The organism is Cohnella ginsengisoli (assembly GCF_029525555.1).
GTDB lineage: Bacteria > Bacillota > Bacilli > Paenibacillales > Paenibacillaceae > Cohnella > Cohnella ginsengisoli.
In genome coordinates this window covers 204,014-229,134 of record NZ_JAPDHZ010000006.1, presented here as the reverse complement: position 1 = coordinate 229,134, position 25,121 = coordinate 204,014, and the positions used below count along the sequence as shown (strand labels likewise).

Annotated in this window: 20 protein-coding genes and 1 pseudogene; 12 read left to right on the top strand and 9 right to left on the bottom strand. The window is 56.7% G+C overall.

Annotated features, from left to right (window positions below):
• Positions 1-67 precede the first annotated feature (67 nt).
• A complete protein-coding gene (locus OMP38_RS27560) occupies positions 68-1,702 on the bottom strand; it encodes an extracellular solute-binding protein (protein WP_277567940.1) in 1,635 nt (544 codons plus the stop codon).
• Positions 1,703-2,064: 362 nt separating this feature from the next.
• On the opposite strand from OMP38_RS27560, the gene OMP38_RS27555 reads away from it, so the two are divergent.
• The 11 genes and pseudogenes from OMP38_RS27555 to OMP38_RS27510 all read left to right on the top strand — a co-directional run bounded on the left by OMP38_RS27555 (position 2,065) and on the right by OMP38_RS27510 (position 12,306).
• Positions 2,065-3,210 carry a GntR family transcriptional regulator gene (locus tag OMP38_RS27555; protein ID WP_277567939.1) on the top strand — a complete coding sequence of 382 codons (1,146 nt, stop codon included), beginning with the start codon at positions 2,065-2,067 and terminating at the stop codon, positions 3,208-3,210.
• Between the two features lie 141 nt (positions 3,211-3,351).
• Positions 3,352-3,858 carry an apurinic/apyrimidinic endonuclease family protein gene (locus OMP38_RS27550; RefSeq protein ID WP_277567938.1) on the top strand — a complete coding sequence of 169 codons (507 nt, stop codon included), beginning with the start codon at positions 3,352-3,354 and terminating at the stop codon, positions 3,856-3,858.
• A 13-nt stretch (positions 3,859-3,871) separates the two neighbouring features.
• Positions 3,872-4,255, top strand: coding sequence for a hypothetical protein (locus OMP38_RS27545; RefSeq protein ID WP_277567937.1), 384 nt, complete (start codon positions 3,872-3,874; stop codon positions 4,253-4,255).
• A 21-nt stretch (positions 4,256-4,276) separates the two neighbouring features.
• Positions 4,277-4,417, top strand: a complete 141-nt coding sequence (locus tag OMP38_RS27540) for a hypothetical protein (RefSeq protein ID WP_277568420.1) — start codon at positions 4,277-4,279, stop codon at positions 4,415-4,417.
• Positions 4,418-4,469: 52 nt separating this feature from the next.
• Entirely contained in the window at positions 4,470-5,336 is an 867-nt protein-coding gene (locus OMP38_RS27535) for a galactitol-1-phosphate 5-dehydrogenase (RefSeq protein ID WP_420869757.1), read from the top strand.
• Positions 5,333-5,698 (top strand): annotated as a pseudogene (locus tag OMP38_RS36275) (alcohol dehydrogenase catalytic domain-containing protein); the annotation flags it as partial. The gene OMP38_RS27535 and the pseudogene OMP38_RS36275, both read left to right, overlap by 4 nt.
• 118 nt (positions 5,699-5,816) lie before the next feature.
• Complete coding sequence (locus OMP38_RS36270) at positions 5,817-6,368, top strand: zinc-binding dehydrogenase (RefSeq protein WP_420869773.1); 552 nt, start codon at positions 5,817-5,819, stop codon at positions 6,366-6,368.
• Positions 6,369-6,391: 23 nt separating this feature from the next.
• Positions 6,392-7,057, top strand: a complete 666-nt coding sequence (gene rpe, locus OMP38_RS36265; RefSeq protein ID WP_277568391.1) for a ribulose-phosphate 3-epimerase — start codon at positions 6,392-6,394, stop codon at positions 7,055-7,057.
• A 44-nt stretch (positions 7,058-7,101) separates the two neighbouring features.
• The gene (gene rhaI, locus OMP38_RS27520; protein ID WP_277567936.1) at positions 7,102-8,337 is read left to right on the top strand and encodes an L-rhamnose isomerase; all 1,236 of its coding nucleotides are present in this window, start codon (positions 7,102-7,104) and stop codon (positions 8,335-8,337) included.
• 55 nt (positions 8,338-8,392) lie between these two features.
• A complete protein-coding gene (locus tag OMP38_RS27515; RefSeq protein ID WP_277567935.1) occupies positions 8,393-10,807 on the top strand; it encodes an alpha-L-rhamnosidase-related protein in 2,415 nt (804 codons plus the stop codon).
• Between the two features lie 215 nt (positions 10,808-11,022).
• Positions 11,023-12,306, top strand: coding sequence for an MFS transporter (locus tag OMP38_RS27510; protein ID WP_277567934.1), 1,284 nt, complete (start codon positions 11,023-11,025; stop codon positions 12,304-12,306).
• A 192-nt stretch (positions 12,307-12,498) separates the two neighbouring features.
• On the opposite strand, the gene OMP38_RS27505 is transcribed toward OMP38_RS27510, so the two are convergent.
• From OMP38_RS27505 to OMP38_RS27480, 6 genes are all read right to left on the bottom strand, one after another.
• Entirely contained in the window at positions 12,499-13,017 is a 519-nt protein-coding gene (locus OMP38_RS27505) for a group II intron maturase-specific domain-containing protein (RefSeq protein WP_277568390.1), read from the bottom strand.
• Positions 13,018-13,060: 43 nt separating this feature from the next.
• The gene (gene ltrA, locus OMP38_RS27500; protein WP_277567933.1) at positions 13,061-13,807 is read right to left on the bottom strand and encodes a group II intron reverse transcriptase/maturase; all 747 of its coding nucleotides are present in this window, start codon (positions 13,805-13,807) and stop codon (positions 13,061-13,063) included.
• Between the two features lie 571 nt (positions 13,808-14,378).
• Positions 14,379-15,056 (bottom strand): imm11 family protein, encoded by a 678-nt coding sequence (locus tag OMP38_RS27495; protein ID WP_277567932.1) that lies wholly within the window; start codon positions 15,054-15,056, stop codon positions 14,379-14,381.
• A gap of 178 nt (positions 15,057-15,234) precedes the next feature.
• Positions 15,235-19,416 carry a polymorphic toxin-type HINT domain-containing protein gene (locus OMP38_RS27490; protein ID WP_277567931.1) on the bottom strand — a complete coding sequence of 1,394 codons (4,182 nt, stop codon included), beginning with the start codon at positions 19,414-19,416 and terminating at the stop codon, positions 15,235-15,237.
• An 88-nt stretch (positions 19,417-19,504) separates the two neighbouring features.
• The gene (locus OMP38_RS27485; RefSeq protein ID WP_277567930.1) at positions 19,505-20,995 is read right to left on the bottom strand and encodes a S8 family peptidase; all 1,491 of its coding nucleotides are present in this window, start codon (positions 20,993-20,995) and stop codon (positions 19,505-19,507) included.
• Positions 20,996-21,106: 111 nt separating this feature from the next.
• Positions 21,107-21,376 (bottom strand): hypothetical protein, encoded by a 270-nt coding sequence (locus tag OMP38_RS27480; protein WP_277567929.1) that lies wholly within the window; start codon positions 21,374-21,376, stop codon positions 21,107-21,109.
• A gap of 370 nt (positions 21,377-21,746) precedes the next feature.
• On the opposite strand from OMP38_RS27480, the gene hprK reads away from it, so the two are divergent.
• Positions 21,747-22,661, top strand: a complete 915-nt coding sequence (gene hprK, locus OMP38_RS27475; protein ID WP_277567928.1) for an HPr(Ser) kinase/phosphatase — start codon at positions 21,747-21,749, stop codon at positions 22,659-22,661.
• Between the two features lie 298 nt (positions 22,662-22,959).
• On the opposite strand, the gene OMP38_RS27470 is transcribed toward hprK, so the two are convergent.
• Both OMP38_RS27470 and OMP38_RS27465 read right to left on the bottom strand, forming a co-directional pair.
• A complete protein-coding gene (locus OMP38_RS27470) occupies positions 22,960-24,132 on the bottom strand; it encodes an acyl-CoA dehydrogenase family protein (RefSeq protein WP_277567927.1) in 1,173 nt (390 codons plus the stop codon).
• A 131-nt stretch (positions 24,133-24,263) separates the two neighbouring features.
• Positions 24,264-25,043: an SDR family NAD(P)-dependent oxidoreductase gene (locus OMP38_RS27465; RefSeq protein ID WP_277567926.1), complete on the bottom strand. Its 780-nt coding sequence runs from the start codon at positions 25,041-25,043 to the stop codon at positions 24,264-24,266.
• Positions 25,044-25,121: the final 78 nt, after the last annotated feature.

Sequence of the window (25,121 nt, the reverse complement as noted above, 5' to 3'; positions counted from 1 at the left end):
GGGCGCGGGAACGGTCGTTCCGCGCTCCGTCTCCCGCGATGCCGGGTGTGACGCAGCCTTATCGGCGTTATTTGGCGCTGTCGTAGCGCTGCTGGGCGTCGTTGAAAATCTTGGCGAGCTTCGCCGCGCCCAGCTTGTCGGCGTTGGTCTTCCACGCTTCCCACTCGGCGTCGCCGTATTTTTTGTCGAGCACGTAGCGGGTGTTGAACTCCTCGGCCGCCTTCTGCAGCGAAGTCTGCAGCTCGGCGATCGTCGCGGTCTCGTCGTCGGTGAAGTTAAGGACGGGATCCAGCGGCTCGAACTTGTTGCCGCTCGTGATCTTGTCCTGCGCCTCCTGTTCCTTCTCCGTGTAGTTGAAATACACGCTCCGGTGATCCGGCCGCAAGTACGCGCCTTCGAGCCATATGCCGTATTTGTTCTCGAGCACCTTGATGTCGACGGCCGGCTCATTGGCGAGCTCCGGATACACCGGCTTGCCGTTCGCGTCGAAGTTGAACGTCTCGCCTTCGACGCCGAGCGTCATGAGCGCCGCGCCGGACGGGCTGGTCAGATAGTCGAGCAGCTTGAGCGACGCTTCCTTGTTCGCGTTGTTCGCGACCGTGATCGACCATCCCGCCTCGATCTTCGGCAGCGACCGGACGTGGCCGGTCGGCCCGACGGGATTGCCGTAGCGCAGGTCGTATTTGGGGTTCGAATCCTTGACCTGGTTGTAGAAGAGGTCGAGACGGCCGATCCAGTCGAAGGTGACGAACGACTTGCCCGACGTCATCTTGGACGTCCAGGAGTCCTGCGTATCGGTGATAAATTCGGGGTCGAGCAGCTTCTCGTTATACAGCTTTTTCATAAAGTCCAACATGGCCTTGCTCTCCGGCTGCGTGGAGGCGAACTTCCACGTCTTGGCCGCCTCGTCGTAGTAGACGGGATAGTTCGCGCCGCCGATGCCCCAGCCGTACGCGAAGTCCTTGAAGATGTTGACGGTGCTTTTGGAAGCGTACGGGTACGAATCCGGGTAGATTTCCTTCAGCTTTTTCAGCGCCTGGTAGAAACCCTCCGTATCGGTCCATTCCGGAATGCCGTTTTTCTGAAAAATATCCTTGCGGTACAGGAAGCCGTGATTGACCGCCCGGTTCATATCGTAGATCGGCCAGGTGTAGATCTTGCCGCTCTCGTCGCCGTAGGACTTGACGACCCAGTCGTTCTCCTCCATATACAGCTTCTTGAAGTTCGGCAGCATATTGGCATAGTCGTTGATCGCGACGACCGCGCCCTGCTTGCCCAGCTTCTTGAGCTCGGCCGCCGTCAGGCCGTGGAAGATATCGGGCAGCTTGCCCGAAGCGACGGTCACCTTCAGCTTGTCTTGGAAAGTAGAAGACGCGTAGGTCTGAAAATTAACGGTGATGCCCGTGCGCTTCTCGATCTCCTTGACGATCATCTTGTCGTTCGGCGGCGTTTCGCCGACCAGCATCCAGTTGATCGTCGTCGGCTTGTCGACGAGCGGCAGCTTGAGCCCGCCCGTATCTCCGTAGTCGGCGGAGGCGCTTGCCGCGCTGCTAGCCGTGCCGCTTGCCGAAGCGCTCGCAGCCTGCGAGCTTGCCGCGGGGGAAGCCGATGCCCCGCCGTTTTCATTGTTGCCGCCGCAGGCGGCCAGCGCCGCGGCCGTCAGCGCAAGAACGACGCCGCCGCTTATCCGTTTGATGACCATTTTTCTTTCCTCCCCCAAGCGAAGTTTGTGAGGCTGCCTTACAAACCCCATCCTACGAGACGTCCCGCGGCTCGTAAATTCAGCGTTTTGACGAAGGTTGGGATTTTCCGGCCCTTACCGCTTAGAAAGCGCTTAATCCCAGTCCCATCAAGGGTTTTTCCCGTGTGGAAGATGCTAAAGAGATAGAAAACCGTAAACAATCGAACGAATTTCCGATACGTTCCTCCGTCCACGCCGGCATGCGGGAACGAATCCCCGTCCCTTGCCGCTTCGGTTTGCCTGCAATCGGCAAAGCCGCTAGTATAAGGTCAACGGAGAAACCTGTAGTTAACCTATTTTAACCGCGCTGGAGGGCAAGGGGAATGAACCGCCGAGAGAAACTGGTAAAGGGTCCGGTCGTGCTGTACGAGCAGATGCGAACCAAAATCATAGAGCTGATCCGCGAACGGAATCTGCGCCCTCATGACCCCATTCCGTCCGAGGCCGAACTCGCCGCTATGTACGGCGTCAGCACGCGGACAAGCAAGGAAGCGCTGGCCGCGCTGGCGAAGGAGGGGTTGGTGTATCGGCTTCCTCGCCGCGGCACCTTCCTGGCGGAGCGCCCGGGCGCCCCGCAGCGGAGCAATCCGTTGCCAATCGCGCTCGTCGTGCCCGATATGGACGAATATGCGGGCGCGATCGTTCAGTCCGCGGTCGGCGCCGCGCGGCAGGCGGGGGCCGAAGTGCTGCTTCGGGTAACCGGCGGCGATCTCACGGAAGAGGAGCGGACGTTGAAGCAGGCGGCAGCCGAGGCGAGGGGCATCATCCTGTTCCCCGGCAACCGGCGCACTTGTCCCGACGAGTTGCTTCGCCTTCATCTCGCGCAATTTCCGATCGTCATCGTGGACCGCGCCTATCGGGAGATCGGGCTGCCAAGCGTCTATCACGATCACTACCAGGGCGGCTATGAGCTAACCGACTATCTGATTGAAGCAGGCCACCGCCAGATCGGATTCATCACGGCGGACATCGAAGGCGTCATGAGCCGCGAGGACCGCTACTATGGCTACATGCAGGCGCTGCTTAACAACCGCATCCCGTTTGAGGGCTCCATGGTGCTAACCTTGCCCGGACCCGGCGACGGCTTCGGCAACCGTTCCGTCCCGGCCTTGGACGAAGCGGGTACCGCCGCGGCGCTGGAACGCTTTTTGCAGGCGCATCCGCGGATGACCGCCGTCTTCTGCGCGAACGACGAGCTTGCCGGCCAGACGATGGCCGCCTGCTTCCGGCTTGGCGTGAAGGTGCCGTTGCAGCTATCCGTCGCCGGCTTTACCGACTCATCGCTCGCCCGCAGGCTGCCCGTCCCGCTGACGACGATGCGCAAGCCGGCCGATACGCTGGGGGAAGCCGCCGTCCGCCTGTTGCTGGAGCGTATCGACAATCCGTCCGTGAGCCCGCCGCCCTCCGTCAAATATCCTACGCAGCTGATCGTTCGGGACAGCGTGCGCACGCTAATTTCGCCAAGCTAGAACAATTCATCGAAGTACAAGGTGCAGTCTCTCGAGAAATTCGAGAGGCTGTACCTTTTTTCGGTTCACGCGGCGTATGTATTGAATGTATCAGTGATACATAATAGTATTAGACTAAACGCAACGACTGGAGGAATGTACGTGGCGGTTAAATTGAAGCTTGGCATCAATTTGGGATTTGCCATTAACAAATACGCGGAGCCCGAGGTGTGGAGCCGGATCGTCGCCGAAGAAATGGGCGTCAAGACCGTGCAGTTCGTGGCCGACCTGCTCAACGTATTTCTGCCGGACGAGATCGTAAAGGAGCAGGTGGAGCGCATCAACCGAAGCACCGAGCGGCATGGGCTGGACATCACGAGCACCTTTACAAGCGCTTTTACGCGCGTCAACCATTTCATGCATCCCGACGCCGCCGTGCGCAAAGTATGGCTGGACTGGTTCAAACGGTTCGCCAAGGTGTCGCGCGAGTTGGGCGCGGTTACGACGGGGAGTCATTTCGGCATTCTGACGTTCGCCGACTACGACGATCAGGCAAGGCGGGAATTCATCATCGGCGAAGCGTTGAGAAACTGGCAGGAACTGAGTTGGTACTGTAAAGACCTGGGCATGACTCACCTGCTGTTCGAGCCGATGTCCATCCCCCCGTGAAATGGCGAATACGGTGGAAGAGACGAAGGAACTGCTGGAGCGGCTGAACGACGGGGCGGGCATACCGTTCAAGGTCTGCCTGGACGTAGGTCACGCGCCGCACCCGGGCGACCGGGATCCGTACCGGTGGGTACGGGAGCTCGGCAAGGCGTCGCCGATCATTCATATCCAGCAGACGGAGAAGGACCACAGCCGCCATTGGCCGTTCACCGAGGAATACAACCGCATCGGCATCATTCACGGCGAGCCGCTGCTGGCCGCGTTAGAAAAATCCGGCGCCGAGGAAGCCGAGATCGTGTTCGAGATCTCCCACCGGGAGGCGTGGGGTACGGAATTCCGGATCGTTCAGGACCATATCGAATCGGTGAATTACTGGCGGCAGTTCATTCAGGCATAAGTGCCCAAGGAGGAGAGCGCCATGAAGGCGGCAGTCTTGCATGCGGTCGGCGATCTGCGGACGGAGGAGGTGGCGCGTCCCGCGCCGGGTCCCGGCGAGGTACTTCTCCAGGTACGCGCCTGCGGCGTGTGCGGCTCGGATATCCCCCCGCGTATTCCGTAAGGGCACCTATACGTTCCCGACGATCCCCGGCCATGAGTTCGCGGGCCGCATCGTGGAACTCGGCGAAGGGGCGGATCCGGCGCTTCTGGGACGCAAGGCGGCGGTATTCCCGCTGATCCCCTGCTTCCGCTGTCCGTCCTGCGAGGTCGGCGAATACGCGCAGTGCGAGAATTACGATTATATGGGCTCGCGGCGGGACGGCGCATTCGCCGAATATATCTGCGTGCCCGTATGGAACGTGCTTCCCGCGCCGGATCATTTGAGTTACGAGGAGCTTGCCATGACGGAGCCTGCGGCGGTCGCCGTCCATGCGCTCCGGCAAGCGACGGTCGATATCGGCGACCAGGTGTTTATCAGCGGCGCGGGACCGATCGGCATGATGCTGGCCGCCTGGGCCAAAGCCTGGGGTGCCTCGCGGGTGCTGCTGTCCGACATCGATCCCGATAAGCTGGCGTTCGCGAACGCGCTGGGGTTCGCGGATACGGTCAATGCGCGCGAGGAGGACGCGGCGGCGTGGGTTCGGCGCGTTACCCGCCGGGGCGCCGACGTCTGCGTCGAGGGAGCGGGGAACGCGGTCTCCTGGGAGACCTGCCTCAACGCCGCGCGGACATCCGGGCGCGTCGTGCTCATGGGCAACCCCGAGGGCGAGATGAAGCTCACCCAGAACGGGTACTGGGACATTTTGCGCAAGCAGCTGACGCTCAAAGGCACCTGGAATTCCGCTTATGCCGACCTGCCCAAGAATGAATGGCGGCTCGTGCTGGACAGCATGGCGTCCGGCCAGATCGACCTGAAGCCGCTGACGACGCACCGGGTTACGCTCGACGGGCTGCAGGGCGCCATGGCGATGATGCGGGACCGCAGCGCATTTTACAACAAAGTGATGGTCGTAAATCCAACGGAGGAGGATGAGGCATGAAAGCAGCCGTATTGGAGGAGCTTGGCCGGATGGCGGTGAAGGAGGTACCGCTGCCGGAGCCCGATGACGACGGCATCCTGATGAAGGTCGAGGCGGTCGGCATCTGCGGCTCCGATATCCGCATATACCGCCACGGCAACAACCGGGTGTCGCTGCCGCAGATTCTCGGTCACGAGGCAGCGGGCCGCGTGGTGAAGACGGGACGCAACGTGAGCCGGTTTCAGCCGGGCGACCGGATCTCGCTCGGGGCGGACGTGCCGTGCGGGGAATGTGTCTTTTGCGAAGCGGGGATGGGCAACAACTGCCAGATCAACTATGCCATGGGCTATCAGTTCGCGGGCAGCTTCGCGGACTATGTGCTGCTCAACAAGACGGTCGTGCAGTACGGACCGATCCACAAGATCGCGGACCGCATCTCCTACGAGGAGGCCGCGCTCGCGGAGCCGCTCGCCTGCGTGCTGAACGGGCTTGAGCTGTCCGATGTGCGAATCGGCGATACGGTGGTCGTCATCGGCGCGGGGCCGATCGGCTGCATGCTGGTTGAGGTGTGCCTCAAAATGGGCGCGCGGGTTGTCCTGGTCAACCGGTCGCGCCCCCCGACTGGAGATGGCGAAGCCGCTCGGCGCCCACGCATATGTCTGCTCGTCCGAGGAGAATGCGATCGAGCGGGTGCTGCAGGAAACGGGCGGCCTCGGCGCGGACGTCGTCATTACATGCAATCCATCGCCGGATGCCCAGGTCGACGCGATTCATATGGCGAAGAACCGGGCGCGGGTGAACTTCTTCGGCGGGCTGCCGAAGGGGCAGTCGCTCGTCGCGCTGGACACGAACATCATCCATTACAAAGAGCTCTTCGTGCACGGCGCGCACGGTTCGCTGCCGCGCCATCACCGGAAGGCGGTGGAGCTGATCAATACCGGGACGATCGACATGAAGAAGTACATTTCTCACCGGTTCGCGCTTGCGGATATCGAGGAGGCGATCCGGACGGCGGAAAGCCACGCTGGCATGCGCGTCATCGTGAAGCCATAACCACGGGCAAGGAGGAGATCGCTATGGCAGGCAAAATCGCGCCTTCCATCATGTGCGCGGATTTTCTTCATCTGGGTCAAACGCTGGAAGCGCTCGACCGGGCGCAGGTGGACTACCTGCATATCGACATTATGGACGGCGCGTTCGTCCCGAACTTTACGCTGGGTCCCGACTTCGTGCGGGCGGTCCGGCAGGCGACGCGCACGCCGCTCGATCTTCATCTGATGGTCGAGCATCCGGAACGGCACCTCGGCCTGTTCGCGCTGCGCGAGGGCGACATCGTGTCGGTCCATCAAGAGGCGACGCCGCATCTGCAGCGCACGCTTCAGGAGATTAAGGCGGCTGGCGCCAAGGCGTCGGTGGCGCTGAATCCCTCGACGCCGATTCTATCGCTTGAGGACGTTCTGGACGATCTCGATATGGTGCTGATTATGACGGTCAATCCTGGCTTTGCGGGACAGAAGCTGGTGCCGGCCACACTGGCCAAAATCACGAGGCTCCGCTCCTGGCTTGCCGAGCGAGGCTATGACCGCGTCGAGATCGAGGTCGACGGCAACGTCAGCTTCGAGAACGCGGGGGCGATGCGGCGGGCCGGGGCGGATATTTTCGTGGCGGGCACATCCAGCATCTTCGGGCCGGGACGGGATCTGTACGGGCTGACGCAGCAGCTGAGGGAAGTTATTGCGTAGCGGGCGGATCACCATAGCTTTCAAGGCGGAAAGGGTGTCTCGACATGACCGACAAGGCCTATACTGTTTTTGAAGAACGCCAGAAGGAGCGGGGCATCGACCTCCAAGAGGTGCGGCGCAGGTTGAAAGCGCTTGAGATCGAAACGCCTTCCTGGGGCTATGCCGATCAAGGCACCCGGTTCAGGACGTTTCCTTACAAGGGGGCGGCCCGCACCACGCTCGAGAAAATCGACGACGCCGCGGCCGTGCACCGGTTCACCGGCGCGTGTCCCGCCGTCGCTATCCATATTCCATGGGACAAGGTTGACGATTATGGGACGTTGACCGGCTACGCCGAGGAACGCGGTATCCGGATCGGGGCGATCAATCCGAATCTGTTTCAGGAGCCGGAATATATGCTCGGCAGCGTCACCAACACCGACGCCGCGATCCGCCGGAAGGCGACGGAGCATCTGCTCGAATGCGTCGATATCGCCAGGGCCGTCGATTCCAAGGTGCTGAGCCTGTGGTTCTCCGACGGCACGAACTACCCCGGCCAGGCGCCGATCCGGCAGCGGGTGAACTGGATGCGCGAATGTCTGCAGACGACGTACGGCGCGATGGCGCCGGATATGCGCATGCTGATCGAGTACAAGTTTTACGAGCCCGCCTTCTACCATACCGACCTCGCCGATTGGGGGATGGCGTTCAATATGGCGAACAAGCTCGGCCCGCAGGCCCAGGTGCTCGTCGATACGGGCCACCACCCGCAGGGGACGAACATCGAGCACCTGGTGGCTTATCTGCTGAACGAACGGAAGCTCGGCGGCTTCCATTTCAACAGCCGCAAATACGGTGACGACGACCTGATCGCCGGGGCGATCAACCCGTACGAGCTGTTCCTGATCTTCTACCAGATTGTCGACGCCATGCGCGATCCGGATCCGGCCATCGCGGCGACGGCGAACCGAATCGCCTATATGATCGACCAGAGCCACAACATCGAAGAGAAAATTCCCGCGATGATCCGTTCCGTGCTGAACGTCCAGGTCCAGTACGCGAAGGCGCTGCTGATCAACTTCGACGAGGTGCGCGAGGCACAGGAGAAGCAGGACGTGCTGGCGGCGGAAGACGCGGTACGCTCTGCTTTCGAGCAGGACGTAACGCCGCTGCTGCGCGCGTTCCGGGAGGAGGACGGACTGCCGGTCGACCCGATGCGGGCATACAAGGAGAGCGGGCTGCACGAGAAGGTGCTCGGCAGGGTTAGCAAGCAGGAAACGACGCCCTCCGGATTGAAGTAAAGGGATGATATGCGGACCGTTCTGACGATGTTTAAGATAACGGAAGGAGACCATCATGCTGCAAAGTGAAGCGTTGCTTGCCCACGATACCCGCGACTGGCGCGGACAATGGATCTGGACGGAGGGGCCGGTTCGGGAGATCCGGCCGGGCCGCCATACGATGGCGCTGTTTCGCCGGACGTTCCAGGCGGCCCGCGGTGAGCGATTGACCGTCCTGGTCAGCGCGAACAGCCGATACCGGCTGTTCTTAAACGGCGTATCGGTGTCGATCGGCCCCTGCAAGGGCGACGCGAACCGGCGCTTTTACGAGACGGTGGAACTCGGCGGGTTGCTGCGCGACGGCACGAACGTGCTCGCGGCCCAAGTTGTGCATTATGCCGGGACGGAGCCTTGGACGATGGGCGTCTCGGGGCCGATCTCGATCTGGAGCGAATGGAACGGCGGCTTCCTGCTGGACGGCGCGTTGACGGACGCCGGAGGCCGCATCAGAGAGGAGCTGCATACGGGCGACAGCTGGCGGTGCTTTGCCGCGGAGGGATACGCCAACGAGCCGAGCGAGCTCATCCAGTGGCTGGGCGGGCTGGAGCGTGTCGATGGCTCGAAGCTTCCGCACGGCTGGACGCAGCCGGAATTCGACGAAGCCGGCTGGCCGCAGGCGGTTCCGTTCGCGCCCCTGCGCAATCCGTATGGAGAACGCGTGGGCTGGGCGCTTCAGCCCCGTCCGATTCCACCGCTTTACGAACGGGAGACCGCGTTCGCCGGTATCGTACGTGCCGAGGGATGCGCGATTGAACCGCTTGACGCGATGCGCGGTCCGGAGCGGGCACCCGTGATCGTGCCTGCGGCGGCAAAGATCCGGTTCGAGCTGGACGCCGGCCTGCTCACGACCGGGTATCTGCATGCGGCCTTCAGCGGCGGCGCCGGCGCCGAGATTCGCTTGATCTGCGCGGAATGCTACGAGCCGTATGCGTCGGATATCGGCGAAGGACGGATCAAGGGCGTGCGGAATATGGCCGAAGGCGGCAAGCTGGTCGGCGATCCCGACGTCTACCTGGCTGCCGGCACTGGCACGCCGGAGTGCCCCGAGGTTTACGAGCCGTTCTGGTTTCGGACGTTCCGGTATGTTCAAGTCGAGATCGCGGCCGGGAATGCGCCGATCGCGCTTCACGGCATCGGCTACCGGGAGACCGGCTATCCGCTGGAGCCGACGGGCGCGTTCGACTGCTCGGACGACGAGCTGAATCAGATCTGGCGCATGTCGCTCAACACGCTGCGCCGCTGCATGCACGAAACGTACGAGGACTGCCCGTATTACGAGCAGCTGCAATATACGATGGATACGCGGCTGCAGATGCTGTACACGTACCATTTGACCACCGACGACCGGCTGGCGCGCAGGGCGATCGAAGATTTCCATAGCTCCCAGCTGCCTTCCGGCATGCTGCAATGCCGGTTCCCTTCCATGCTGGCGCAGGTTATTCCGGGCTTCTCCCTCTATTGGATCGACATGCTGGACGAACATTACCGGTATTTCGGGGACATCGCTCACGTGAACCGGTACCGGGCGTCCATGCTGAAGCTGCTTGACTGGTTCGAGCGGTATCGGACGCCCGAGGGCATCGTGGGCATGCTGCCTTACGAGCTGTGGACGCATTTCGACTGGGTCGAGAGCTGGCCGTTCGGCGCTCCGCCGACGCAGGACGAAGGTCCGATGACGCTGCACAGCCTCATGTACGCCGCGGGATTGCGCAAGGCGGCGGGCCTGCTGGACGCCGGCGGCTGGCGTGATGCGGCCGGCGAGCTGCGGGCGCGCGCCCAATCGGTTATTGAAGCGGTTAACCGGCTCTGCTGGTCGGCCGAACGGCAGCTGTACGCGAACTGCCCGGGAACGGGCGACTTCAGCGTGCATGCGCAGATTCGGGCGGTCCTCTCGGGCGCCGTTAACAGCGATGCCGCGGCGGAGCTGCTCCGCCGGACGTTCGCCGACGATACGCTGCCGGTTGCCTCGCTGCCGCAGACATTCGCGTCCATGCGCGCGCTGGAATCGTGCGGCCTGCACGAGCTGGCATTCAAGGAATGGGACCGCTGGAGACTGTTCCTCGGCCTCGAACTGACGACGCTGCCGGAGATGGCGCATGGTACGCCCCGCAGCGATTGCCATGCGTGGAGCGCGCTGCCGCTGTACGAATTTTCCGCGACGGTGCTCGGCGTGCGTCCGGGAGCGCCCGGCTTCGCGCGCATCCGGATCGCCCCGAGGCCGGAAGGCCTGGCTTGGGCGAGCGGGACGACGCCGACGCCGAACGGACCCGTGAAGACGGCCTGGCGGCGGGATGGCGACGTCTTTACTTTATCGGTGGATGCCCCGCCCGGCATTCCGGTGGACATCGTTCTTCCGGACGGGACGACACGGGAAGCGCAGGGCGGAGAAACGATTCGCGCCGCATGCAGGCTGCAGTTGCGGCAGGCTTGACGGAAGACTGTCCAAAAAAACGAGGTATCTCCGTACAGAGATCGCCTCGTTTTTTGTTTTTCACTTGATTTCATTTGTGCATCCATGCTGTTCAAGGTTAACGAGTCGGAAATTTGTTCTGCGCAAAATTCGCCTGACGTCCGGGACCGATTCATAGTATGATTTCATATACGCAAATGCGCAAAGAAGAGGACGACTTAACTTTGGGGGTACGAATGAAGGCATACACGCAGGCGGAACGGCAGGCTATCCATAAGCGGACGCTCGCGATCGTCGTCATCGCGCAGCTGTTCGGCGGCGCGGGGCTCGCGTCGGGCATCACCGTCGGCGCCTTGCTGGCGCAGGACATGACGGGCTCGGACGGTCTCGCCGGGCTGTCGACGACGCTGTTCACGCTGGGCTCGGCCCTGTCGGCCTTCACGGTCGGACGCCTGACCCAGCGGCTGGGCCGGCGGGCCGGGCTGACGGCCGGCTTCCTTGCGGGGGCGATCGGCGCGCTGGGCGTCGTCGCGGCGGCGGTCTGGGACAGCCTGCCGCTGCTGCTCCTGGCGATGCTGGTGTACGGCGCAGGCACGTCCACCAATTTGCAGGCGCGCTACGCCGGCACGGACCTGGCTGAGCCGCATCAGCGGGCCCGCGCGGTCAGCATCGCGATGGTCACGACGACGTTCGGCGCCGTGGCCGGGCCGAACCTGGTCTCGCCCATGGGCAGGCTCGCCGCCGATTGGGGCATCCCGCCGCTCGCGGGACCCTTCATGCTGGCCGCGGCGGCATTCGCGCTGGCGGGCCTCGTGTTCGCGACCCTGCTGCGGCCGGATCCGTTCCTTGTCGCCAGGGCGAGCGCAGCGGAGGCGCCTGCCGCGGGCGAGGGCGGCGGAACCGCCGATGCCGCCGATGCTGCAGCGACCGAGCGCGCCGGCAGCCGAGGCATCGTCGTCGGCGCGTCGGTCATGCTGATCACCCAGATCGTCATGACCGCCATCATGACGATGACGCCGCTCCATATGAAGCACCACGGGCACAGCCTGGACATGGTGGGCATGACGATCGGCGCGCATATCGCCGCGATGTTCCTCCCTTCGCTCGTGACCGGCGTGCTCGTCGACAAGATCGGGCGCATCGCGATGTCCTGCGCCGGAGCGGTGACGCTGCTCTGCGCCGCGCTCGTCACCGCGTTCGCGCCGGGCGATTCGTCGGCCTGGATGATCTTCGGCCTCGTGCTGCTCGGCCTCGGCTGGAACTTCGGCCTCATCAGCGGCACGGCCGTCATCGTCGACGCGACGACCCTCCGCACGCGCGCCAAGACGCAGGGCTCCGTCGACGTGCTCATCTCGCTCGCGGGCGCGGCCGGCGGCGCCTTGTCCGGCGCTGTCGTCGCCCTGTCGAGCTTCGCCGCCCTCTCGCTTGCGGGCGGCGCGCTGGCCCTGCTGCTGCTCCCCGTGATGCTCTGGTATCGCCGGGGTGGCTCGCGCCCGTCGGCGCGTTCGTTGGGGGCTTAGCGGCGACGTTTTCGCAGGGATAAGATTTCCGTTAATGCTTGGTTCAGTACGCCGGGTTCGCTTCGAGGCGAGCCTGTTCTTCAGCTTTATTTTCCCTCTTTTGATCTAGAGTGAAGGACTGAATAAATTCAGCCCCTCCTCATCAAACCGTACGTGAGGTTTTCCCTCATACGGCTTTCCGATGTTCGTCATTCATACGCGTGCGACTTTCAAGAGCGTCTTGAGTCCATGTGTTTGGCTTAGCATCTTAACTTCGTGGCCTGAACCGCGCCAGCGCCTTCGCTGGCGTTTTTTGGCGTACCATTTCATCAGCCGTTGCCGGATGTACCAGTCGAGCTTAGCCATCCACTTCGTGCTGTATGACGTTGTATAGTAGTTCTTCCAGCCTTGGATCTTCGGATTGAGCCATTTCACATGTTCCTCGAACGAGAAATGTCGCATGTTTGGCGGCGCCAGTCGCTCTTTCACCACTTCCCGAATATGCATCTCTGCTTTCTTGCAGAGCCATTGACGGGTCGTGTAGTACACTTGGCTTCGTGCCGTTTCTGCTTTCGTTTTCCGGTGGTGCATGCCGAGGAAGTCGAATCCTTCTTCTCCCGTCCACAGCCCCACAATCCGTGTCTTCTCCGGGTGCAGCGTCAATCCCAGACGCTCCATCATCGCTTGAATTAGCTTTTGCGCATGAAGGGCGTCCCTCCTTGTCTTGCACACCACGACGAAGTCGTCGGCATACCGCGTTAACTCCCCAACTTCTTTACCGTGCTTCCCCCCATAGCCGGTCGAAGTAATTTAGATAGATGTTGGCAAGTAGAAGCGAAATCACGCCGCCTTGCGGCGTTCCCAGGTCGCTTCTTCTCACCTTACCTTCCTCCATCACTCCAGCCCCGAGCCATTGCCGGATCAGCTTGAGTACGCGTCTGTCGCTGATTCGCATTTCCACCAGCTTCATCAGCTTCTCTTGGTTGATGTTGTCGAAGTACCCTTGGATGTCGACGTCGACCACCCAATTGCCTTTGCGGTTGCACGCTTTGCGGATTCGCTCCAGCGCCTGTTTCGCGCTTCGCTTCGGTCGAAAGCCATAGGAACAGTCCTGAAAATCCGCTTCAAAGATCGGTTCCATCACCAGTTTTAACGCCATCTGTACGACTCGGTCCTGAATCGTCGGAATGCCGAGCGGACGCTTGCGTCCGTCTTTCTTCGGGATATAGTGGCGTCGTTCGGGCTGAGGGCGGTATCGTTTCTGGAGTAGACGTTCTCGAACTTCCTCGACGAAAAGGGACTCGCCCTTTTTCTCGATATCTGCCAGCGTTTCGCCATCCACGCCTGCCGCTCCCTTATTGGCTCGTACGCACCTCCATGCTTCCCATAGCACATCCGTCCGACAGACCTTGTCGTACAGCGCATGGAATCTTCTGCTCTTGCTTGTCTTGGCCGCATGACCTAGCTTTTCTCGGAGTTGTTGAACTTTTTCCTTGGGTGTCGTTAGCCGGATGGCATTCACTCACTCGTACCTCCTCCAAAAGCTTGAACAAAGCAGGGCTCCTTCCCTCCCGCCGGTTGTGTTGTCCTGCGTTCCCCGGTACTATGAGCCCCTCGGACTCCCTTCCTGCAGATGGCTCACTTCGCCTTTCGACTTATAGAGCATCTCGCTACGAAAAAAAAACTTCGTGCTGGGGAGGGTCTCCCCAGTTCACTGCATCCTCTTTCAGACCATGCCGCTCCCTATACGCCGGAGAATTCTTCGCTGTCGCTCCAAGTTCCTAACAGCTTCCATGGCCTTCGCCCAATTTCACAAGGCTCAGCTTCCTCTTTTCCCTCTTGATGAGGCCTTTTTTAACGACGCGGCAGGATTCATTTCATGTTAAGGCCTGACCTGTTGCTCGCACCGTCTCTGACGGTTACTTTCGTCGATACGCTTCTGCGCACAGATTTCGCCGTACGCAGGTATCCTAGCTACGCGGGGGCTTGGCCCCTCCCGCAACCGGACTTTCACCGGTTAGAAGATGCGTGCTTCGCTGGGCACGCTGATATATAAAAAGCCCCGTTACGAAGCCCGTAACGGGGCACAACATTTACTTCTGCCTGCCAAGCTTTAATTCCGGTTCCTTCTCTACGAGATGCCACTTCATATCCAAAAATATTGGCGGGATATAAATGGGATCCATCCATGCGTAAGTCAACGTATCCTCCATCAGGTCTCCGATCAGCAAGGAGTCGTTCTCGTCTAACTGAAGCTTCTGCTTGCCGCTGACGGCAGCCTTGTTTTCCTTGCTCATTCGTTCGGTGACCTCAGCGAAGCTATACTCTGGCCCCTTGGTCCGCTCGATCTCGGCGAGTCGCTCCAAGTAGCGCTGACGCTGCATCTCTTTGGCTGCGGGATTTGCTTCCGAATCCCACAGCTCGATGAATCTGAAGCCAGTCAGGTTGTGCTGAAGAACGCGTTCGCGAAAAACGTCGGTAACGAAGGTGTAAGTTGTTATAAATTCAGGGAGCTTAAAGATCGCAGCATCTTTTATGGTTTCTTGTGAAAAGGCATACTGAGTGATCTTTCTTATCCCTCCGTCAGGCCATAACTTCAGTTCGGATCGACTCCTGTCAAGCGCCGGAATAATATTTAAGACGTTGATAGCGAATAGTTCCAAAGAGTCATGTTCAAGCGGAAGAGTCTCAACTTTATCAGCAAGTAAATCCTGAGTTGCCACTATAGCTTTTCTACTGAGCGCCAGAGTTCCAGCTGATAAAGCGATCATATCTAGATCTAGACCTTTATTGGAGTAGAATTTAAGATCCCCCCCAACGTTCAACGGGCACGCCATTAAACTGATTCTCAAAGTAAATAGGGTAATTATGCTCCATATCATCGTAATATAATTGGTCTTGATTATCGGAGCTTAATTGATAAACTCTCACATATACTCCTCGTTTCCATTATACATTTCCTAACTTTAGGACGCCTGTTAGTAATTCTTCTCTTATATCCTCTATTACACCCAATACTTTATTGTAATCAGTTTTTACAGCACGTAACCGAGTTGCAACCTCTTCAAAGTAGTCCCCATTATGGTAGCCATTATGTGTAGAAACATAAACTCCATTAACCTCTACTTCAGGCACGCCTGTTTTTCTAGGTAACCAGACTCCGTTAGCAGCTGAGTTAATATCAATCCCATGAGTGCCTAAGATAGCTTGTGCTTCAGCAATAAAGGGATTATTACCTGCTGTTTTGGCAATTATGTGGTGTGCGGACCACCCCTTAATATTATTGTCTAGATAATCAGGCATATCAAAGCCAGCCTTTTTCATCTCTGCGGCTAATATATTTCCCGTGGTAACAGAAGTTAATCTTTTATCATACTGGCTAATATTCTTTACATTATAGTCAGCAGCGGTAAGACATATTGCATTATGAGTCCAGATGCCCAAACTGGACACGTAATAAGTATGAAAATCCTGTACGGTAAAATTGTACAGCTTAATATGCTGCTGTACAATCTCAACCCGATCAATCGGTACTGGATTGCCCAATGCGTTCTCTAGCAGATCTCCCACTTTCAGATCACTTGCCAACACCCAACCGCGATCCTCCACCCAGAATGGATGACGATCGGTCGTTGTCAGCTTTTCCCCGCCGGCATAAATGTTCCATGTTTCCTCTGCTTCTCGAGCGAAGATCGCTTCTACTGGTTTGTAGGATTGCTCGCCGGTTTGGTCGTTCTTGGAAAGTACAAGATCTCCGATCTGTACACTCTCGATCGGTTTTTCACCAAGAGACGTTTTAACCGGAGTACCGGCAGCAAAGCAGAAGCAAGGATTATCGGCATATGCTCTTCGGAAAAGCTTAGCCCCCATAATGCCATCGCCATAAAATGGAATCATTGCAATAGCAGAAATACCTGCGCTGATTTCATCGCCTTTAGCTAAATACATGACGGTGCTCAATCCATCAGCTGCAATGCCGAAGACAGGTATCATGCCGCCCAAGTCAATTAATTGCTGTAAATTATCCATTGTCGACTTGTTTGGATTGTAAATAAAGTCGCCCGTTACTCTCCAGAATTTTTGTAAACCGTTAAGTCCGTATATCGAACTATACCAAGTATCGTATTGTAACGCTTGCCCAGTACCTTCGGTGCGATCCCAAACATACTTGACAAAGTATTTCCCACAAATCTCGGCACATTTGCTTTTGTTTTGAGAAGTAATTGTAGCGCCATTTTTCAGCTTTGTCGGCGGTGCTGGGATCAGCTTGGTTAAGTAATTAGATTCATTTACGACCGACAAACTTTGTATGGTCGGATGCTTGCTACCAGGCGAGTCGGTAGGAGCAATTTTTACATAATAAATACCAGTAGGCGCCAGCAACTTGTCAGGATAAGAATCACCGTCTGTATCATACTCGTAAGCGAGGCTAGTATTGCGATTAAGGTTGCCCCTCCAACTCCAATTGTAAGTCGATGGGACTGGGTAACCGCCTGATCCGATAACCTTTCCAGAGCGATACCCCAGCGTCTCCTCATACACCAAAACTCCATATTGGGTATAAACTTGAACCAGCGTCGAGTCGTGTGGATCCCAGTAGGAATAATAAATATTGGCGTAATTAGCCGCGTTAGTTCCATCCATATAATTGTAACTGGCTTGAGTTGTCGTACTATCGGAGCCATACAACACACCGGACTTCTTGCTGGAAAGTGCATAGCTTTGAATAGCTTGGGTTCCTACGCCAGCCGCGCTAGCCCCGGCCGTTCCATCATCATAATATTCAACCTTGGCATAATAGACACCAGCGGTTGGCAACGTGAAGCTATCCATGTTATCAGGCAAAAAGATGCCGTTAATGTTGCCCGAACTATCCAAAAGCGTAATTTTATTGGCAGTCACGTTAAGATGAATATCAGTAGGTTCGGATACATCAATCCGATAGAAGTCCACATCAAACTTCGAGCTTAACGTATTGGTATAGATCTGCTCCCATCCTACCGGAGCAGCCAGGGCCTGTTCTGCATCCGAATCCTGTTCGACAGTTACGTCAGTTGCAAGACTTAGAGACGAGGAACCCGGTTGTAACTGAACATAATATACGGTTCCTCCTACGAGATTGTACTCAATCTTCGAGAAGTGTGCGCCATAAGGGTTGTCGGCGATATCATTATTTGTTGCAAGCGGAATAGACAGATTTTGATCCTTGAACAAGGTCAAAATCGTATCATTGTCTGCGCTTCCCCCTTGGTATGGCGATGTAAAGAAGCGATACTTGCCAGATGACGGTGCAGAAAATGAAAAGTATTCGCTCGCCCCGGCTGGCTTGCTAACACTTTTAGTCGCATTCCCAGATAGATCCAACGGTACAAATGAAGTAATGGTAGACGCGACGCCAATTCTTGCATGCACTGCGGTCGTCGTATTGTAGTGACGCAATTTGATGTAGTACGTCGTGCCTGCGTTCATAGTATATACAATCTGAGAAAACAGGGTGTTGCCCCCGGCAATATCATCATTTGCAGCCAACTGGTTCGTCATATCGGAATCGCTGTACAGATGAAGGTAGGTATCGTTAGAAGAGCCCGTGTTGGTTCCGCCGTAGTAAGTGGTGTATATCTTATAAGACCCCGTCACTTGCGGCGTGAATTTGAAGCCTTTAAACATGGATGCGGCAATATCCGTGTCTACTGGTAAATCTAATAATAAGGTCTCATAGGATATTTCTTGAGCAACTTTAAGACGAGCATGAACACCTGTATTAACGCTATAATGTCTTAATTTAACGTAATATGTCGTGCCTCCATTTAAGTTTATTGAAATTGCCGAAAATAGCGTGCTGTTTGAATCGTCATTATAGGCAAGTCGGTTTGTTAAAGCCGAATCTGAATAAATCTCAAGATAAGTATCATTGCTGGCTCCAGTCCCGCCATATGGGCCCGTAGTAATCCGGAAGGCTCCAGATGAAGCAGGAATAAATCGATAAACGTTGTAAATGCCGGCTGGCAGATCCACATCAACTGTACTATTTAGGCTCAGAATTGGTGCATTTGAATTATCAGCGTTAAGTGTAGTGAGAGAGACAATCTGGCTGTTTCCTGAATAGTTAGATGAACTGTCATAGGCTCTAATGTAAATCTGGTATGTGGTTCCTGGCACCAAGTTGGTAATCTGGGCGCTCGTCCCCGTGACGGATCTGTTAATGGATCCATTTAAATAAATTGTATACCCACTAACCGCCACATCATCCGTGGACGCGCTCCAAGACAGATTAACCGAGGATGCTGTAATGTTTGATGCAAATAGATTGATCGGCGCGGACGGTGGAGTCGTATCCGGCGTATTTGTGGTGACATTCAGCGTAACTGAATATGAATAGAAATTATCAGTCCCTGCTTTATAAATGTTGCCCGCATAGGATTGCACCCATTTGCGCGTATCCGATTCCGGACGGGTAACGGTACCGCGGTAGTTTTGATAGTAGAGATAGCTAGTTACTGTGCCCCGGTAGTCTTGCCTCCAGGTTCGGGTGTCAACGGCAGATTTGCTCAGCGTTCCGCCATATGAAGCAGTATAAACTTTAGTTTGGGTGCAGCTGGCAGCCGTCGTAGGACAAGTACCAGAATTAGAGGTCAGGACAGTTCCCGTATTAGGAATATATCCGACATATCCATTGGAATTGATATAGTAGCTAGATGGACACGACCCCGAAGTCGTGTTTTGCAGCACGCCATAACGATAAGTATTTACAATAGTGTTATTGCAAGAGCCAGTAAAGTATTCAGACGAAGCCGGCGTATAAGAACCGCTTATAACATAGGGGCTCCCGGTCGTATATAATGCTCCAGAGTAGGCTCCATCATCAAACGTAATATAAGATGCAAACCCGCCGTTATACGAGCTATCCCTGAATCCCGTTTGTGTCTGTGTCAATTGATACTTGCTGCCAGTCAGATATAATGCGCCACTGTATCCAGCTTGATTATATAATTGATAGGTTGGGAAAGTTGTATTAGCACTTCCCCAGTATGACACAGTTATGTCCTTTGTATCAGCTGAAGTGTACTCCCCTTCATATGGGTAAGGACTCCCGGATTTCGGAATAGCGCCGGCATAGTCCCCATCTGTCACTGACCAAGTATTCGGAAATTCTGCAATCGTATCGCGATATACTTGTATGGAGGCAGGTTTAGCGTACTTATAGGGGTTATACGCAGTTCTAGTTGGGTTGCCTCCCCCCCGCCGTGACAGTTACAGTCGTTCCTGAAATGGTGTAAGTGGCTGTTCCGTTATTGGAGGTAATGCTGTTAACTGATGTTAAATAAGGGATGTTTACAGCAATGCTTCTGTTATAACTATTGTCGAGAGTCTCAGGAAAACTGACAACTTGATTTTTGGTCGCGATGGTTCCTTGACCAATTACACCCTCAGAGCTTATGGCTAATCCCGCAGTTTCCGTAGTAGGATGCTCCAGTATGTTTGCATATTGCTGCAAGGCATTCTGGTATTCGGATTCTAACGCATTAAAAGATTCGCTGCTAAGCCGGAAGTATTCATTTACATCGTATGCCTGCTGAACGGATTCTTCTTTAGAATAGCTTTCAGAAAAATCCGAAGGCAGCGCATGCAGGGCTAAATTACGTGCTCTGAGTTGGTTTAACGTTTCATCAATACGACTTGCCAAGTCTTTGTAGCCCATTGTCTGTGCGCTCTGAAGCAGAGCGGAGAGATCCTGGTCGTATGACAAAACACGTCTATCCCATTGGTTGACGTCGAAATCAGAAACTTCTTCGATAGGGGGTATTGGTCCGTCAATCTCCCCAAGCGCCCTGGCGAGGTTGAGCATACCATGTCCATACTCTTTTACATCCCCCTCGGGGGTAGCTGTTTCAAATAACTTGGCTTTTATTTGTTCCGCTGTCCACTTTTTGTTTTTAGACCATAGCGCTGCAGCAGCACCGGTCACATGGGGAGCTGCCATAGAAGTGCCGGATAGCGTCGCATATCCTTGGTCATACGCAGTGGAGAGTATATCAGTGCCAGGGGCTACAATATCAAGTTCTGCTCCCGTGCTCGAATAGCTGGAACGTCGGAAACTTTTTGTGACAGCTCCGACAGAAACAACCTCGTTATATCTTGCAGGGAAAAGTTCTGTTTCTTCTCCATATCCCGTGTTCCCTGCAGCAGCAATTACTAAGATACCATGTGAGGTAGCCTGTGCGATGGCCTCATGGAGCGTTTCACTCTGTTCGGGCCCGCCAAAACTCATATTGATAATCTCTATATTATTGTCGATTGCCCACTCAATGCCTTGAATCACTTGGCTGTAAGTGCCATTTCCATTGCTATCAAGCACTTTAATGGCATATAAATCTGCTTTTGGAGCCGCGCCAACAACTCCTTGTTTGTTATCAAGCGCAGCAATGGTGCCGGCAACGTGTGTACCATGGCCATTATCATCGCTATAGGTTGCCGAGCTTGGTACGAAGGAAACGCCCCCTTTAATATTCAAATCTGGATGCGCGGAAATACCGGTGTCTAGTACGCCAACTTTAATCGATTTACCATAGTTTTTAATGAGATCTGCGCCAATGGCGTGAATACCCCATGGAACAGTATCATCTGTCTTTTTGACTTTTTTGACTGAAGAATTATTTTTCTCAGGCTTTCCAATGGAAAGGGTCGTGACTGTTGAGTCCGGCTCAATCAACTCTACGTCTGTATCTAAAGAAATGCTTTTAACTCTAGCTCATTAAGTTCGACCTGGATTGAATTTGTATATTTTGAGTTTTTGGTTTGACGTTTCGTCAGTTTACGTTTGCTAATAAAAGTATTTTGGTTTTTGTTCTTTTTTTAATTTAATGAGGTATGATTTTTTAGGGAGTAGTGGGTTGTCATCCCCATATACCGAGTCTTCAACACTAACATCCGGTTGATAAACACTGTCTTGTACCGAAATTACTGAGTCAGTGTCAGAGTTTGAGTCTGGTAAAGAAGCAGCGAGCGCATCTAAGTTAAAGGAAGAAATTAAGATCACAAATAATAATAATGCTGTAACGTTTCTTTTTAATTTTCTCGGATAGCTTTTCATAATCGGAAATACCCCGCCCTTTTGTTAATATTAGAAATTAATAACTGATATTCTCCTTTCCCGGAAATTTGGATAATTATAGAATCAGGCATATTATATGACGGCTCTATTAATTGGTAAATGGGGTCCATGTAAATTTTAAGTAAAACACGTACTAATTTACATTTTGGAATAACTAGAGTCTACCTTGCTTTCTATTGCGTCTTTCTGAACCTTATATTGTCGGGACAACAAATGAAGAGGAGAGGTAAAAGAGAGTTCAATTCGATAGAAGTCCGCGCTCTGGCGGCATTTCGCAGGAATAACCCTTCCCGCCGGGGAATACATCGGGTAGAGTATGATATACGACGCATTCAAAGGAGGTTGCCGCGTGAAGTCCATCACCGTACAGAGTCTCGCGGATCAATTCAAGCTGGAGGTGCTGGCGGGCGCCGGGCGCCTGGACCGGCAGATCTCGCGCTCGCGGGCGCATCGTCCGGGCCTGGAGTTCGTCGGCTACTTCGAGTTTTTCCCGATGGAGCGCGTGCAGGTGCTCGGCCGCAAGGAGATTACGTATTTGCTGCAGCTCAGCGTCGAAGAACGCTTGCTTCATATCGGCAACATCGTCAAGTACCACCCGCCTTGCTTCATCGTGACCGCTGGCCAGCAGGAGTTTCCTTATCTAAAAAAGTTCTGCGACGAAGAGGGCATCCCGCTGCTGCGGACGGGCGATCCGACGACCGAGTTCATCGCGAAGCTGGATAGCTACCTGGTCAAGGCGCTCGCGCCGGAGCAATCGATCCACGGCGTCTGCGTGAACGTGTCGGGCATCGGCGTGCTGCTGCGGGGCAAGTCTGGCATCGGCAAAAGCGAAACGGCGCACACGCTCATCCGCAGGGGCCACCGGCTCGTGGCGGACGACATCGTCGTCCTCAAGAAGCTCGGCCCGTCGTTGCTGCTCGGCTCGCACAACGAGACGACACGCGAGTTCCTCGCGCTGCGCAGCGTCGGCCTGATCAACGTCGTGCGGCAGTACGGCCGCCGGGCGTTCCAGGACGAGACGCGCATCGTGCTCGACATCGAGCTCGCGGCCTGGCGGGACGGCGAGCTCAGCAACGCGCTGGAGCTGGAGCCGAAGTTCTCCGACTACCTGGGCGTGCAGATTCCGTACATCGAGATCCAGCTGCAGCCGGGACGCGACGTCGCCGGTCTCATCGAGGCTGCCGCGAACAACTGGTACCTCAAGCAGCTCGGCTACAGCGCCGCGGAGGAGTTCATGCAGCGAATCCAGAGCAGCATGCAGTAAGACAGGAAAAGGGATGAGACAGGCAAACCTGCTTCATCCCTTTTTGCTTAGCGCGGACGGCCCGAGGCCAATAACGATGTGTTACATCGCTATCCCGCCGCAAATGCCCCATCCAGAGCAAGTAACGATGTGTCATATCCTTATCTCTCCGCACTCACCCTCTCGGGAGCAATTAAAGATTCGCGATATCGCTATCTCGCCACCAAAACCTCATCCCGAGCCGATAATGATGCGCCATATCGCTATTCCTCTCGCTTTGCCGCCCTCTACCTGTCCGTCTCCCATTGCAACGCGATCCTTACGCCTGTCCCGTCTCCCGCAGCGCCTGCTGATGATACAAGCGCAGCACCGAATCCTCCATGGGCGGATTGGACAGGCCGAACCGGATGTCGCGGAAAAGCCGCTGCAGCGGATGCGTCTGGGCCAGCCCGTGCGCGCCGGCGATGCGAAGCGCCTTGTCGGCGACGGAGAGCGCGGTGCGGATCGCGACGACCTTGACCGCGCCGAGCTCGGCGATGCCGGCGGTCTCGTCCTCGGCCGGACGCTCCCATCGAGCGGCGACGCCGTACATGAAGTGCCGCGCGGCCGCCAGCTCGACGTCGATCTCGCCGATCAGCGTGCCGATATGCGGCAGATGGATGATCGGCCGGTCGAGCGTATTGGGCTGATACGAGGCCGCGAAGGCCAGCGCCTCTTCGCGCGCGGCGCGCGCGGCCCCGAGGTAGCAGGCGGGCACATGGAGCAGGTGCGGATTGGCCTGCCCCGCGCGCTTGCCTGCGGCCGCACGGTAGACGAGCGCTTCGGCGGGCAGGACGACGTCGTCCAGCACGAGATCGTGGCTGCCCGTGCCGCGCATGCCCATCATGTTCCAGACCGGATCGACGGAGACGCCCGGCGCGTCCATCGGGATCAGGAAGTCCGCCGGTCCTTCCGAATCCCCTTCGATCAGGGTCGTGTTAACGACGACGAGGTCCAGCACCGGGGCGAGCGACGTGAACGTCTTGCGTCCCCGTACGACGTACCCGTCTCCATGTGGCTCGGCCGTCGTCTGCATTTTGCCTCCCCGCGTCGGGCTGCCCGTTCCTTTTTCCGTCGCCGCGCGATTCATGAGCTTGCCCGCCGCGACCGCCCGCAGGAACGGCGCCAGCTTGTCCTCGCTCCACGTCTTCTTTGCCGACAGATCGGCCACCGTGCCCATATGCCAGCCGATCGCCAGCGCCAGCGCCGGGTCCCCCATGGCGATCCGCTCCTGATAGAGGACAAGCTCGTAGACCGACATGCCTGCGCCGCCATATTCCGCCGGTACCGCCCAGGTCGTATAGCCCGACGCTCTCAGCTTCTCTGCCGATTCGAAGGCGAACCCGCCTTCCTCGTCGACCGCCTGGGCCAGCGGCTTGAACGAATCCGCCATCTCTCCGATCAGCGCGAGACGCTCCCGCTCGGCCGCCGTCCTCGCAAAGGTGTCCGTCATCGTCGATTCCTCCACTTCGTCTCTGCTGTCTCTGCGTTGCTTATGAGCCTAGCATGTTCCGGAGGGCGGATCAAGCGGTTAAGCGTGCGAGGAACCATCCCGCCTTGCGGGCGGGAAGGGTAACGCCCCGGCTAATCCAGCAGAAAACCGCCGGACAAATTAGCAACTGTGCCCGTCATCGAGCCGGCGCCATCGGATGCCAGGAACAAGGCGGTTTCCGCGATTTCTTTTAATGTCGGAAGTTTATGCAGCAGCGTGCTCCCGGCAGCCCCTTCAAGCATCTGGTCTAACGTGATCCCGGCCATCGCCGCATTTTCCTGGAATAAGCCCTTGCTGTGGGAGTCCATCGATATCGCTTCGGGTATCATATGAGATCGGATGCAGACGCTTCGTATGCCGTCCTTCGCCAGTTCTCCCGCCAAGTTCCGGGACATGGCTTCGACGCCTGCGCAAGCGACGCTATGTCCGATGAATCCTGGTCCCGCCATGCGGGATGCCGGGGTGGTCACATGCAGGATAACGCCGGAGCGAGCCCTTTTCATATGATGCGCAACCGCTTGGGAAGACAGAAACGTAGAGCGGATATAGGCAGTGACGGGCAGCTCGAATTCCTCAAGCGAGAGGTCCGCCAAAGGCTTGAACTGGTTGTGCGCGATACCGATTGCGTTCAGGGCAAGATGAATGCCGCCGGCTTCTCTCGCTACCCGGTCGGCATGGTCCCGGACCGCTTGTCCGTCAAGCGCATCCACAACGGCAATGTCCGCCGCCCCTCCCGACTTTCGGATATCCGCTGCGACCCGCTCCATTTTGTTTAAGCTGCGGCCTGCCAGAAAGACCTTGGCGCCTTGTTCCGCGAACAACCGGGCGACCGCGCCTCCGATCGCGCCCCCCTCCTCCATAAATGATTGCATTTTTGTCCGCCAGCTTCATGCCATCAACTCCATTTCTTCGTATTCATTTCACAATAACACCGCATTCGTACAAGGATT

Excerpts from the sequence above, each read along its gene's own strand:
- OMP38_RS27560 (WP_277567940.1), bottom strand. The coding sequence starts at position 1,702 with ATGGTCATCAAACGGATAAGCGGCGGCGTCGTTCTTGCGCTGACGGCC.
- OMP38_RS27555 (WP_277567939.1), top strand. The coding sequence starts at position 2,065 with ATGAACCGCCGAGAGAAACTGGTAAAGGGTCCGGTCGTGCTGTACGAG.
- OMP38_RS27540 (WP_277568420.1), top strand. The coding sequence starts at position 4,277 with ATGAAGGCGGCAGTCTTGCATGCGGTCGGCGATCTGCGGACGGAGGAG.
- OMP38_RS36270 (WP_420869773.1), top strand. The coding sequence starts at position 5,817 with ATGTGCGAATCGGCGATACGGTGGTCGTCATCGGCGCGGGGCCGATCG.
- rpe (WP_277568391.1), top strand. The coding sequence starts at position 6,392 with ATGGCAGGCAAAATCGCGCCTTCCATCATGTGCGCGGATTTTCTTCAT.
- rhaI (WP_277567936.1), top strand. The coding sequence starts at position 7,102 with ATGACCGACAAGGCCTATACTGTTTTTGAAGAACGCCAGAAGGAGCGG.
- OMP38_RS27515 (WP_277567935.1), top strand. The coding sequence starts at position 8,393 with ATGCTGCAAAGTGAAGCGTTGCTTGCCCACGATACCCGCGACTGGCGC.
- OMP38_RS27510 (WP_277567934.1), top strand. The coding sequence starts at position 11,023 with ATGAAGGCATACACGCAGGCGGAACGGCAGGCTATCCATAAGCGGACG.
- OMP38_RS27495 (WP_277567932.1), bottom strand. The coding sequence starts at position 15,056 with ATGATCGCTTTATCAGCTGGAACTCTGGCGCTCAGTAGAAAAGCTATA.
- OMP38_RS27480 (WP_277567929.1), bottom strand. The coding sequence starts at position 21,376 with ATGAAAAGCTATCCGAGAAAATTAAAAAGAAACGTTACAGCATTATTA.
- OMP38_RS27470 (WP_277567927.1), bottom strand. The coding sequence starts at position 24,132 with ATGACGGACACCTTTGCGAGGACGGCGGCCGAGCGGGAGCGTCTCGCG.
- OMP38_RS27465 (WP_277567926.1), bottom strand. The coding sequence starts at position 25,043 with ATGCAATCATTTATGGAGGAGGGGGGCGCGATCGGAGGCGCGGTCGCC.